The 12,169-nt window shown below is 48.2% G+C and carries 11 protein-coding genes; 3 read left to right on the top strand and 8 right to left on the bottom strand.

Going from position 1 to position 12,169, the window contains the following annotated elements; all coding sequences use genetic code 11:
* Nucleotides 1-8: 8 nt before the first annotated feature.
* Nucleotides 9-1,370 (top strand): APC family permease, encoded by a 1,362-nt coding sequence (locus H9L42_RS12290; RefSeq protein ID WP_187303695.1) that lies wholly within the window; start codon nt 9-11, stop codon nt 1,368-1,370.
* Between the two features lie 96 nt (nt 1,371-1,466).
* On the opposite strand, the gene H9L42_RS12285 is transcribed toward H9L42_RS12290, so the two are convergent.
* Both H9L42_RS12285 and H9L42_RS12280 read right to left on the bottom strand, forming a co-directional pair.
* Complete coding sequence (locus H9L42_RS12285; protein WP_187303694.1) at nt 1,467-2,462, bottom strand: NADH:flavin oxidoreductase; 996 nt, start codon at nt 2,460-2,462, stop codon at nt 1,467-1,469.
* A 417-nt stretch (nt 2,463-2,879) separates the two neighbouring features.
* The gene (locus H9L42_RS12280) at nt 2,880-4,097 is read right to left on the bottom strand and encodes a beta-ketoacyl-[acyl-carrier-protein] synthase family protein (RefSeq protein ID WP_187303693.1); all 1,218 of its coding nucleotides are present in this window, start codon (nt 4,095-4,097) and stop codon (nt 2,880-2,882) included.
* Nucleotides 4,098-4,252: 155 nt separating this feature from the next.
* On the opposite strand from H9L42_RS12280, the gene H9L42_RS12275 reads away from it, so the two are divergent.
* Nucleotides 4,253-5,155 (top strand): LysR family transcriptional regulator, encoded by a 903-nt coding sequence (locus tag H9L42_RS12275; protein ID WP_187303692.1) that lies wholly within the window; start codon nt 4,253-4,255, stop codon nt 5,153-5,155.
* 77 nt (nt 5,156-5,232) lie between these two features.
* Here the strand turns inward: H9L42_RS12275 and H9L42_RS12270 are convergent, their stop codons facing one another.
* From H9L42_RS12270 to H9L42_RS12260, 3 genes are all read right to left on the bottom strand, one after another.
* Nucleotides 5,233-5,667 carry a YbgC/FadM family acyl-CoA thioesterase gene (locus H9L42_RS12270; RefSeq protein ID WP_187303691.1) on the bottom strand — a complete coding sequence of 145 codons (435 nt, stop codon included), beginning with the start codon at nt 5,665-5,667 and terminating at the stop codon, nt 5,233-5,235.
* Between the two features lie 8 nt (nt 5,668-5,675).
* The gene (locus H9L42_RS12265) at nt 5,676-7,334 is read right to left on the bottom strand and encodes a class I adenylate-forming enzyme family protein (protein WP_187303690.1); all 1,659 of its coding nucleotides are present in this window, start codon (nt 7,332-7,334) and stop codon (nt 5,676-5,678) included.
* A gap of 152 nt (nt 7,335-7,486) precedes the next feature.
* A complete protein-coding gene (locus tag H9L42_RS12260) occupies nt 7,487-7,720 on the bottom strand; it encodes a hypothetical protein (RefSeq protein WP_187303689.1) in 234 nt (77 codons plus the stop codon).
* Between the two features lie 107 nt (nt 7,721-7,827).
* Here H9L42_RS12260 and H9L42_RS12255 point away from each other — a divergent pair, with 107 nt between their 5' ends.
* Complete coding sequence (locus tag H9L42_RS12255) at nt 7,828-8,082, top strand: helix-turn-helix domain-containing protein (protein WP_187303688.1); 255 nt, start codon at nt 7,828-7,830, stop codon at nt 8,080-8,082.
* 82 nt (nt 8,083-8,164) lie between these two features.
* Here the strand turns inward: H9L42_RS12255 and H9L42_RS12250 are convergent, their stop codons facing one another.
* The 3 genes from H9L42_RS12250 to H9L42_RS12240 all read right to left on the bottom strand — a co-directional run bounded on the left by H9L42_RS12250 (nt 8,165) and on the right by H9L42_RS12240 (nt 12,007).
* On the bottom strand, nt 8,165-10,066 hold the full coding sequence (locus tag H9L42_RS12250) for a diguanylate cyclase domain-containing protein (RefSeq protein WP_187303687.1): 1,902 nt from the start codon (nt 10,064-10,066) through the stop codon (nt 8,165-8,167).
* Nucleotides 10,063-10,629 carry a flavin reductase family protein gene (locus tag H9L42_RS12245; RefSeq protein ID WP_187303686.1) on the bottom strand — a complete coding sequence of 189 codons (567 nt, stop codon included), beginning with the start codon at nt 10,627-10,629 and terminating at the stop codon, nt 10,063-10,065. Before H9L42_RS12245 ends, H9L42_RS12250 begins: the two co-directional genes overlap by 4 nt.
* Nucleotides 10,630-10,735: 106 nt before the next feature.
* Complete coding sequence (locus H9L42_RS12240; protein ID WP_187303685.1) at nt 10,736-12,007, bottom strand: MFS transporter; 1,272 nt, start codon at nt 12,005-12,007, stop codon at nt 10,736-10,738.
* Between the last annotated feature and the right edge of the window lie 162 nt (nt 12,008-12,169).

Genomic DNA, 12,169 nt, shown 5'->3' with positions numbered 1-12,169 from the left:
TATCTGCTATGTCACATAAAAAAACAAAGATCTCCCTAGTAGGTCTCATCGCTATGATATGTGTGACCGTTGCCGGCGGGGGATTCGGAATTGAAGACCTGGTAGGATCCGTGGGACCAGGAATGACCATGCTCGTGTTCATTGCGATTCCATTTGTCTGGTCACTCCCCTTTGGCCTTTCTTCCGCAGAGCTGTCCTCCGCTTACCCGGAGGACGGCGGCATGTACACCTGGGCCAAAGAAGGCCTTGGAGAGAAGGCCGGTTTTGTAAGCGGTTGGTGTTACACGATTGCGGGATTTGTTGAACCCGCCACCTTTGCCGTGCTCAGCGCCAACTACCTGAAAATGCTGATTCCTGTTGAGGTTAATGACTTTATCTACTGGCTGCTATGCGCATGTCTGATTTCCCTCTTTGCAGTCATCAACATTCTCGGAATCAAGCTCGTCAGCAATATGGCTACTGTAATTACCATCCTGGCGATTATTCCGTTTCTTGTATTAATTGTATTATCTTTTATGAATATTGAATACAGTCCGGTCAAGCCAATACATCCGCAGGATATGTCTTTCCTTGAGGCCGCAGGCCAGGGACTTCTCATCGGAATCTGGTTCAATACGGGGTTTGAAACGATTTCTACCATGTCAGGCGAGATCGAGCATGGAGAAAAGCTGGTTCCAAAAGCGATTGTAATTGCGGTTCCGATTATCTCCATCATGTACATTCTATTCGTAATCCCCGCCCTGGCGGCGGTCGGCAACTGGCAGAGCTGGTCTTCCGAAGGGCCTTTATCCTTTGTGGAAATCGGAGGGATTTTAGGCGGCGCGCCTCTCAGATGGGCCTTTGTGGTCGCCGGAGGGTTGGCAAGCATGATGATCCTTTGTGAATACATACTGGCTTACGCCCATGTAATGGCTTCCTTCAGCAGGAAAGGACAATTCTTTCAGATCTTCTCCAAAGAGCATAAGACACGCAAAACACCTTATGCCGCGATCATTATCCTTTCCCTTGTCAGTATTGTTCTGTGTACGTCCGGAAGCTTTATTGAATTTGTTGGAATCGCCTCTATCCTATACGCGGTTCCGGTCATCATGATGTTTATCGCTAATATAAAGCTGCGGGTACAGAATCCGGATCTACAGCTACCTTTTAAGGTACCCCTCGGAAACAAAACATACTGTATCTATCTCTGTTTTCCCATTGCCATCTACGGTGCCAGCATCTTCGCGGACAACTGGATCGTTGGGCTCGGTCTTGCCGCCACATCGATTCCGGCATACCTCTTCTTTAAAAAGCTGTACCGGGGTGGGCGCTATTGGGCGGAACGTCATCAGGAGCTTCCTGTAGAAGGTGAGGAAGCGCTTTCCGCTTAATCCTCAAGACCGTTAAATTTCGCAAACAAGATTTCTGACATATCATATATGGAAAGGGAGCTGCCTTTTGCCGGGCAGCTCCCTTTTCCGTTCATTTCAGTCTCTGTAAAACCCGATGGTTCGTCCGGCCCAGGCCGAATCCTGCATAACAGTCCGTCCTACGCCCACCAGATCACCGGCTCCTGCCTGTAGCAGAGCCTCTACGTCTTCCGGGGCTTTTACGCCTCCCGTAGTAATAACCGGAATATTTACCGCTGCTTTAACCGCTTTAGATTCTTCCCCAAAATATCCTGGTTCGCTGCTTTCCGGATTCACATAACCGCACATTCCCCCGGATATATCTAGAATATCGATCCCTGCGTCTTCCAGAATTTTAGCTGCTTTGACCGCGTCCTCAATCGTATTGCCACCTGGCATATGATCACAGGCTCCTAATCTCAAAAATATCGGATAGTCCTTCCCAACTGCCTTCCTTACTGCCTCAATCACCTCCAAATGAATCTTAAGGCGATTCTCCAGTTTTCCACCATATTCGTCATTTCTCAGATTCGTAAGCGGCGAATAAAACTGGTTCAGCAAATAGGAATGGGCGGAGTGAATTTCCACGCCGTCAAATCCAGCTTTTTTTCCGCGTTCCGCGGCTGCCCTGAAAGCTTCTACGACTCCGCGGATTTCCGTTTTTGTCATTTCCTCGGGAACCCCTCCCTGTCTGGGGTTCTGTACCGGCGACGCGCCTTTGAGAGTCATTCCCGTCACTTCCGCGGTGGTACAGCTGCCCGCATGATTTATCTGTACCACCGCTTTCGTACCCGCGCCTTTGATTACCCGCGCTAGCTTTGCCAGACCTTGAATCTTAGCGTCATCCGCAATGGACACCTGTCCGTTGGAAGCTTTCCCTTCCTGTGTGACATAACAGTGTTCCACAATAGCCAGCGAAAAGCTTCCGCCGTGCATTTTTTCTTCGTAGTAAGCCAGCGAATCATCCGTCACTTCCCCGTCCGCCGAAGCTTTCGCAATGGTAATGGGCGGATAAATCAGTCTGTTTTTAAATGTGATTTTTCCTGCCGCAAGGGGCGTATTTATGATTGCCATTTTGTTTGTTCCTCCTGTATTCTAATTGTGTTCTCTGAACTGATTTTCATTATATCACAATTTTTCGTTTTTTTACGCGTCTTTTGGATCTTCCTGGTTCTCCGCAAGTCCGCTCCCAAAGCGCGATTCAGCCCGGTATACACTTATATGAAACTGATTTTGTGAAATGCTGTAAAAAAACAGAGTTGTTGACATTCTTTGTATCCTGTACAGCGGGAAACAGGTCCGTGGATACAAAAGTTGTGGGTTAGCAAGCTTACGTTTTCTAGAAATCCTGAAAAATCAGGGAGAGTCCATTTGTTTGCTCCCGCAAATGTAGATTTTTTGTATCCTTCAGCCCGGATTGAAGGGACTTGGCTACAATTCAGCGGCAGCTATTTCTGACTGCCGGTCACTGGGACCATTCAATTTCATCTTTTATACTCCCCGAAACACCAGACTCGAATTCTGACCTCCAAATCCAAACGCATTGCTCATTGCCACGTTAATTTCCTGTTCCCGACATTGCTCCGCGACAAAGTTAAAGTCGTCCTCCGGCTCTTCCAGATTCAGCGTCGGCGGCAACACGCCGCAGCGGATGGCCTGGATGCAGGCAATGGCTTCGGTAATTCCGCCGCTTCCCATCATGTGCCCGGTAGCGCCTTTTGTTGAACTCACCGCAGGGCGCGCTCCGGACGGGCCGAACACTCTCCGCAGAGCTGCCATTTCCGCGCGGTCGCCGGTTTTCGTTCCCGTCCCGTGGGCATTGATATATCCCACTTCTTCCGGCGCGATTCCAGCGCGTTCCAAAGCCCGGAGCATACAGACCGCGGAATTCGTTCCATCCGGGATTGGATTGATAACATGATACGCGTCATTATTGTTGGCCCATCCGGCAAGTTCGGCATAAATCCTGGCTCCGCGCTTTTTCGCGTGTTCCTCGGTCTCCAGCACCAACGCGCCGCCGCCTTCTCCAATAACGAAACCGTTTCTTCCAGTGTCAAAGGGGCGGCAGGCATGCTGCGGATCATCGTTTGTCCGTGATAATGTATGGGCGTTGGCAAGAGAATAAATGACCAGCGGGCAGAGAATGCTCTCAGCGCCCACCGCCAGCACCGCGTCCGCCTCACCGGAAAGCAGCAGCATCGCTCCGGTGGAAACCGCGTCCCCTCCGGAAGCGCACGCGGTCGACAAAGTCAGACTTGGACCGCAGATCCCGTAATTAATCGCAATCTGCGCCGCGGCGATGTTTCCCAGAATCCGGGGTACAAAGCGGGGACCTACATTTTTGTGGACCGCGTTGGTCAGCACTTCCTGAGTAGCCGCCGTCGTCGCCACTCCCGCCATAGCTGTCCCCATAACGATTCCCACACGGTCCGGTTCAGCCGGAAGGGCGTCCCCCAGCGCTTCTTTTGCCGCTACATAAGCATACTGCGTAAAAGCGTCTGTTTCCCGTATCAGCTTTTTCGGCATATGCGCCGCGATGTCAAAATCTCTGACCTCCGCGGCAATCTGAACAGCCAGATTGGCAGCGTCAAACTGTGTGATCGAATCAATCCCGCAGGCTCCGTTCACCAGGTTATTCCAGTATGTTTCCACACCGCATCCAATCGGTGTAACCGCACCCATTCCGGTAACTACAAGTTTTGTTTTCATTGGTCCCTCCGAATCCTCTTTACAGGAAGAAGATCTTATTGTATAATAGCAAAATCGGATAAATAGAGAGAATTACGCGCGAATATTGATAAAAAAGATTTCTTGTTTCGATGATACCACTCCTCGGGACACCTGTCAATCAATGGGGGATAACGATGAATTTAAACCAGATTAAAAGTTTTTTATCGGTCAGCCAGACGTTGAATTTTACGAACGCGGCAAAGCAGAATGACGTGCCTCAATCCACCATCAGCCGCCAGATCCATGATCTGGAACAGCAGCTGGGAGTCAAACTCTTCTACCGGACAAAGCGGGATGTTCGACTTACGGAAGAGGGTAGAACCTTCCTCCCGTACGCCCGGGAGATCCTGGAAGCGGCGAAAAAAGGCGCTTATGCGGTAAAGCAGCTGCATGACGGAGCGAAAGGGCGCCTGAATCTCGCTACCGTTCCTTCCGCCAACACCTTTTTAACCAAGTGTCTCCGCATTTTTGGGGAACAATACCCCGATATCATTGTGGACGTCACATACGTGTCTTCCGGAGACGCTCTGCTGGAAGAAGGCGAAGATCATTATGACTTTCATTTTCTGTATATGGATATGCTGCCGGACAGTGATGAGTTTGACACCATTGTCACCCATACGGAAACTCTGGGTTTGATTCTGCCCGCAGGCCATCCGCTGGCCGGAGCCGGCGCGGATTTGAATCCTTCCGCGCTTCAAAAGGAGCGATTTATCCTGATTTCCGAGGAGGAGAACCCGATTCTCTACATGCAGATCATGAACTACTGCCGCATGTATCGTTTTTACCCTCATGTGATCAATCAGTTTAACGATATGAAGTCCGTACTCCTGTGTATCAGCGCGGGGCTTGGGATTTCCATTCTTCCGATCACCTTTTCCAGAGAAATATCCGCCTCTTCGATTGAAGTCGTACCCATCGATCACGCCGACGCTTCCATCACCTGCGCGGTAGCCTGGCGCAAATCTCTGCTCAATCCCGCCGCGGCTCTCTTCCTCAGGATCCTGCAGGAGCAAAAGCCAAAGGACATCCTTTAAATCCCCAGAAAGAGAAACAGGCCGGAGACCGCCGCGGCGGTCTCCGGCCTATGTTGTTGTAATCAGGCGGTCTCAGCTTACTTTTGCTCTGGATCGCTTTCCATGCAGTTTTTAAATTTCTCGTATAGTTCCGGGAACTTGCGCTTGATCGAAAACGGATGATAGTCCTCGCCGGTCGCGAAAAAATGCACGCTCTCGCCTTCGTAACAAAGTTTTCCCGTCTCTGAATGATAAATCTGATACGCAAATTTCATGCGCACGCCACTGAACTGAATCAATTTTACTTCTACGGAAAAGGGATCGTCATATTTCAGGTACGTCCGAAAGTTTCCCGACGCGGAAGCCGCGGGAATGATGATTCCCATCTTCTCCATTTCGTTATAATTCATAATGTGGTCCTGAATCCAGTCCATGCGGGCATCTTCAATAAGCCGCAGGTAATTGGAATGGTGTACCACTCCCATGCGGTCTGTTTCATAATAGCGGACACGCCGCTGATAACTCCAGGTCACTTTCTTTCCTACTTTCTCTTTAACAGACCCTTCTCCAGATCCTCCAGAGCCTGCTGTTTCATCACGTAATGCATTTTCTTTCCGGTTGCCGTAAGCGGCAGGCTGTCCACAATCCGGTACCAGCGCGGCCGTTTGTATTTTGAAAGCATCGGGCTCTCGTGGCAGAAATTCGCCAGTTCCTCTATCGTCAGGGTCGGATCTTCGGCAATGACATAAGCAACTACAACCTCTCCCCGAACCTTATCCGGCACAGCGGTCACAATGGAGTCTTTAACTTTGTCAAATCCACTTAGAACCTCTTCAATCTGCGTCGGATAAATATTCTCGGCAGAGCACACAATCATATCATCCTTCCGACCATTGACAGTAATATAGGAATGCTCGTCCCAATATCCCAGATCGGCGGTATACATCCAGCCTTTATAGAATTTTTTCTCCTGTTCTTCCGGATTCTTATAGTAGCTGTACGTAGTCTTTGCCGGCGTACGGATAATGATTTCTCCTACGGTCTCGTTATCCTGCGGCACCACCTCGTCCGGTTCCGCCTTGCGGTCCTCATAGATTTTCACAACACGCACTTCGTCGTCAATGCAGCTGCCGCCTACTGTCCCCGCGAAGTCCGGAAGATCGTACGGCCGCAGGAAGGAATTCCAGAAAGTTTCCGTAGTTCCGTAACCGTTGAGGATATTTGGCGTCAGCATTTTCAGATAGCGCATGCAGGCCGACTTTTCAAACGGCGCTCCCATCGTTACCAGCCCTCTCAGGGAAGAAATATCAAACGGAGTCTTTTCCTGCACACGGGCCAGCATTTCCAGTGTCGCGGGGGATCCGGTCAGATAGGTGATTCCGTATTTTTCAACATACTGCAGAGTGGAGCGCGGAGTAAACGAGCGCACAACTACCAGCGCTCCGCCCACATAAAAGGTCGGGCAGGTTCCGCCGGAATGGCTTCCGCCTCTGTGAAACAGCGGAGTCATATTCATGCAGACATCCTTGCAGTTCAGCGGATAGTGCATGATCGCGTCATGAGCGGACAGCACTTCATTGATATCATTAAGCGGTACGCTCTTTGGCAGCGATGAAGTTCCACTGGTACACATGCGCACTACTTCATCGTAAATGTGCGGTACGAAATCCATTTCCGGATTTTCTTCCGGCTGTCCCGCGACATAATCTTCGTAGGAAAGATGTCCCTCCGGAAGCTCCACGCCTTTCAGATTATCAGCCATTACCGCGTGTACCGGTTTGTGTTCCGCCATCTCAATGGCCTGCGCCATAGTTTCGGAAATATCCGCAGAATAGATGATGACTTTCGGTTCATTGTGATTGATCAGCAGCGCCAGTTCTCCCGCGGAAAGGTTGAAGTTCGCCATGTTGAGAATCGCTCCGATTTTTCTGGGTCCCACATAGTTAAAGCAGAATTCCGGGCAGTTCATAAGCGCGATCATCACAACATCATTTTTTCCTACGCCGTCTTTGCGCAGCGCGTGAGCCAGGCGGTTGGCTTCCCGGTTGAATTCTTCATATGTCCAGGTCTTGTCTTCCGCCGGATCGATAATCGCCAGCTTTTTTCCGTAACGGGTCACGTTTCTCATAAAGCCGTTGAGCCACGTAAACTGATGTTCAAAAGTGTCAATAAACATCCGATCGTCATAAGTTCTCTGCATGATTTCTTTCTCCTTTATGATTAATTTTAAAATTGCATTATATAATCGCATATTTGCATTTAATTATTTACAATACGCATTGTATTATAGCGTATACGGATTGTCAACTAAATATTTATAAAAAAGGAGAAAATTTTAAACATATGCGAATATTACCGTTTTTTCTCCACGATTTGAAACAATTCCGCCATGCATTCCACAAAATCTTCCGTCGTCATTTTGTCTTTTTTTCCCGCTAATTTGAGCCATCTGCTCCGGGCAGTATCATCCAGGTATTCGAAAATATCGTCCAGCACATCCTGCAGCCCCTGCTCCGCTTCCGCCTCAGTGATACCTCTTTTTTCCGCCAGCTTTTCCAGAACTCGATTATATTCTTCCCTGTTCATCTGATTTCTGCCTTTCTTTTGCAATTTATACATTGCAATTATATGAAAAATCTGTACTAGAATCAATATTAACCTATAAACTGCCTGAATTAAGAGAGTATAAAAGTATGGCACAGAAAATTAAACAGATCGATGACATCTCTATCGGAGAAAACTTGAGACAGCTCCGTGAGAGCGCGAACATGACACAGGAGCAGGTTGCCGCGCAGCTGCAGCTCCGTAGTCTCCCCACTTCACGAAGCGCGTATTCCCAGATGGAGGCAGGTACGTACAATATACGGGTCAGCGAACTGAAAGCACTTGTGGAAATTTTTCATACGGATTACAATACGCTTTTTAACGGCTTAAAATACAACAAATAACCTCCGGAAAGCGGGACGCGCTATAGCCTGGAGGTTATTTTTCTGTTTAGCAGATGTATGCTTTCCGCTTTTCTCCGCATTCCTAATTTCTAATCTTCCTGTCAGGATTCTGTTGCTCGTAAAAAGCGGTTTTTTTCGCATACATATTCTTTTCAGCAGCCTTGATCAGCGTGTTTATTGAAGGAACGTGTTCTTGCCATTGCACTCCTACGGAAACATAGATATTTTGCTGTTCCAGCACTTCTGTAAGCTCTTTTCCCAGGCGCTCCGCAGTTTCCTTTTCCATATCTGAGGCGAACGCAAGAAATTCATCGCCGCCAATGCGATAGGTATATTGCTCTCCGAACATTTTTCGGATTTGGGCGGCTACTGTTTTCAGCATATTGTCCCCAGCTTCATGTCCGCTGCTGTTGTTCAGTTCGTGAAGTCCGTTTACATCAATATACACGCATGCCAGGGAATACTCATAACGATCCGGATATGTCAGAAGATCCATCTCGTAGCGGTTTCGGTTGTAAAGTCCGGTGAGAGCATCTCTTTCACCTTTTGCTTTAATCACATTATAGGAATGCAGGTTATTACAGAACATACCAAAACTGAATTCCACACTCTTTAACATCGTTGGGCTCCATTTTCTTTCTGCGCTGTTGTATATTTCCAGAATTCCGCAAATAGTTCCATCTACAGCCTCCACCGGCACGGCAACCAAACTTCTCACGGTATCCCGCGCTTCATCGGGTATCTTTTCCTGAATTTCCTGTTCACCATGGGCAGTAAACAACCGGTTTCCTTCTTTAAAATATTCCAGAAGCCAGGCAGCCGTCTTCGGCCCCTCTGCCGCCTCGTGAGACTTTTTCTCCGACTGGGCAGCCCAGGAAAAGAAATGTACTGGCCTTGAGTCTTCCACAATCCAAAACCCAGCTTTTCCGGCAGACGTCATGTGAGCGATCTTTTCCAGGGCCTTCTCCATATTTCCCCGGTTTTCGTGGGCATTGAACAGCAGCTTTTCTACATCGTATATATACTGAATCGTATCCAGCTGACGCTGTTTTTCGTTGGTTACACTCCGCACATAAAAAATCATCCACAGAAAGTACAGGATAAAGCACACCGCCTCAAAGAGCAGAAACATATTAAGAACGTTCCGTATCCCATCTGCTCCGGCAAATACCGTATCCCGCGGAACAGACAGCGCAACCCTCCACTGATTGACACTGACCGGTTCATAATAAAAATAAAGATTTTCGCCAATTGTCTCAGATACGAATACAACATATCCGGTTTTCCCATCAATCAGTCCCTGTTTCAACTGTTCATGGTTATATCCAGGGGCCATTTGTCTCTCACCGAGGGCCCAGATGTTGCCTCCCGGCTCATTGTGCCAAGTATCCATCAAAAAATCTCCAGTGGCTCCATCAATCAAATAAACCGCCGCTTCACCTCCGTAAGGTTCCGCTGCCATTTCCTCCGGCAGGCGCGCAAGATCAATGACACTATACAGCATGGCAAGTGTCTCTCCCTCTTTTATGACAGGAACATAGCTGCGTACAATATACTTCCCATCATTCTCAAGATCCGTTTCCCGATCGCTGAGATGCACACCTTTCGCAGATTCTGTCTCAAAGGAGAGCTTCCCCTCCGCGTCTATTCTTTTCCCACCGGTTGTCAGAACCGTGTTATCCGGAAGCAGAAGCTCCAGACGGGCCATCATATCAATTCCACTGTAAGAGTCCAGAACCCGCCAAAGCTCTGGCGAATCCAAATCCTCATATCCTGCCACCACATCTGCGAGAGCTTTCATTTGCTTCTGATCGCTTTCTACCGCGTCCTCAATATCCCATACCAGATTGTTCGTCTCTTCATAGAGCCTCGTAAAGCTCCGATTTTCTTCCATCTGGTTGATTCGACTGGTTGCCAGAAACGAAGCTGCTACAATCAGAAGAATCAGCAGTACCGTCGCAGCCATTGAGCGCTGCCAGTTCATTTCAGTCTGTTTCCATCAGAAAACGCGTTTCCTGCCTTCCCGCCCACTTTTAGATAGGTTTTATTGGCCGGGTCATAGGAAATCGCTTTTAGCCTGGCCGGATTAATATTTCCGTTCCCATCCAAAATGCTTTCATCTGCACTGACGTTCACAATCTCCGCCACAATACGCAGCGTCGCATTATACTGATTGATTTCTTCCACTCTGCATTCCAGGCAGATGGGAAGATCCTCGATCACCGGCGCGTCTACGAATTCGCTTTTTATCAGATGGAACCCGGATTTTCGGATTTTATCCGGCTCATCATGGCCGGACACAATTCCCACATAATCCGCAGCCTCCAGATTCTTTTCATCCGCAATGCCTACGGTAAATGCCTGCTTTGCTTTGATATTATCCGATGTTTTATGGCGCACTCCGATATTAATCTGGATTCGATTGGAATTTACGATCCCCCCATAAGCTACATTCATGGCATCGGGAGTTCCGTCTTCCCCATAAGTTGCCACGATCAGAACCGGCTGCGGATAAACGTATGGGTTCGCTCCGAGATTTTTTCGCATTTCTTTTTCCTCCTTATCCATTCACGGGATCCGCTGATTTGGATAAAGCAGAATCCCGCTGGAATATGTTTTTTTCATTGTACCACAATCTGCAGCGAATTTGCGCTCAAGCCCTCTTATTTTTCTTCCCATTTCCTTGTGTAGTCCGCCTGTAGCCTTCACTCCTTTTCGGATACTTAAGCTTATAACAAAACAGTACGACCGCTGTCAGCACAAGCATGCTGATCCCCGCGATGAAAAACCATGTATTTACGCCCACCTCCTCTGCGACAGGACTGCTCATCAATAGACCAGCCGGCATTGTTATTGATGAAATCAGCGTCAGGACGGAAAATGCCCGCCCCATTTTTTCCGGCGCTACTGTCTCCTGAATATACGCGTTTAATGGAATAGAATGCACATTTCCCGATGCTCCAAGGAAAACGCACATGCCGGCAAAGATGAACCACCCGGTATAAACCGGCGGCAAAATACCGCAAACAGCAGCAGTCATCCCCATTCCAAGAAGCCCGGCAAACGACGTTTGAATCTTTTTCTTAACCTTCCATACACTTGAAAACAACAGAGATGATACGATCATTCCGACTGCAAATGCAAGTTCTACAGCGCTTCCGTACATAGCCGACAGATTAAAAAAGTCACTGGTCATCAGCGGATAAAAGGAGGACAGCGGCGCATAAAAGAACATGCACAAAGCTTCGCCTATTACCAAATAAAGCAGTTTTTTATCCTCCTGGAACACATTAAGACCTGCTTTAAACTGCCGCATCATCGTTTCTTTTTGGGCTTGCTGTCTCTCCAACTTGGGAATTTTTACGATCGCCAGAGCTGTACTGGCGAGAATGGCACCTGCCACATCGCTCATTAAAACAACTGACATCGGAAAAGCCGCGTATAGAGACGCGCCTATCACAGGCCCCAGGAAAAAGGATCCCGCATTCATCAGTTGCATCCATCCATTGGTTTTTACAAGCTGGTTTTCCGGAACCAATTGTGGAATAACGGACTGGATGGCCGGCTGCTGAAAGGTACTGCCGATCCCTCTTACACACAGCATGATAAAAACCGTCCATACTGGCAGGTCGAAAAAGTACAGCAGAACCGCATAAATCATCGCCGCCATTCCCATAGCCATGTCTGAAAAAATACAGATAAACTTGCGGTTGATTCTGTCGGCGGCAATTCCGGCAATCGGGCTGAACAAGGTCATGGGCAAGTACGCTACCAGCCCGGATATTCCCAGCATCAACGGAGAGGATGTTTTCTCCGCAAGCCACCAGATCAAAGCAAACTGAACGCCATGACTTCCCAGCAGTGAAATTGCTTGCCCCAATGCAACTACTAAAAATTTTGACTTCCATTTCTTTATCTCTCTCATAATTTATTGTTCCTTTCTACCGTAAAATGAAATTCATGCTTCAAAAGGACAATAAAAAAGATAACCCTTATTCTGAGTTATCTGTAACCTATTCTGCAATTCATAAGCTTTCAGCATAAAATGGCTCCGGCCATTTCTCAAAAACATTCAAGCACATCAAAA

The organism is Zhenpiania hominis (assembly GCF_014333425.1).
GTDB classification, from domain to species: Bacteria; Bacillota; Clostridia; order Peptostreptococcales; family Anaerovoracaceae; genus Hominibacterium; species Hominibacterium hominis.
The sequence above is the reverse complement of the archived record's forward strand: the minus strand, read 5'-3'. Positions and strand labels throughout refer to the sequence as shown.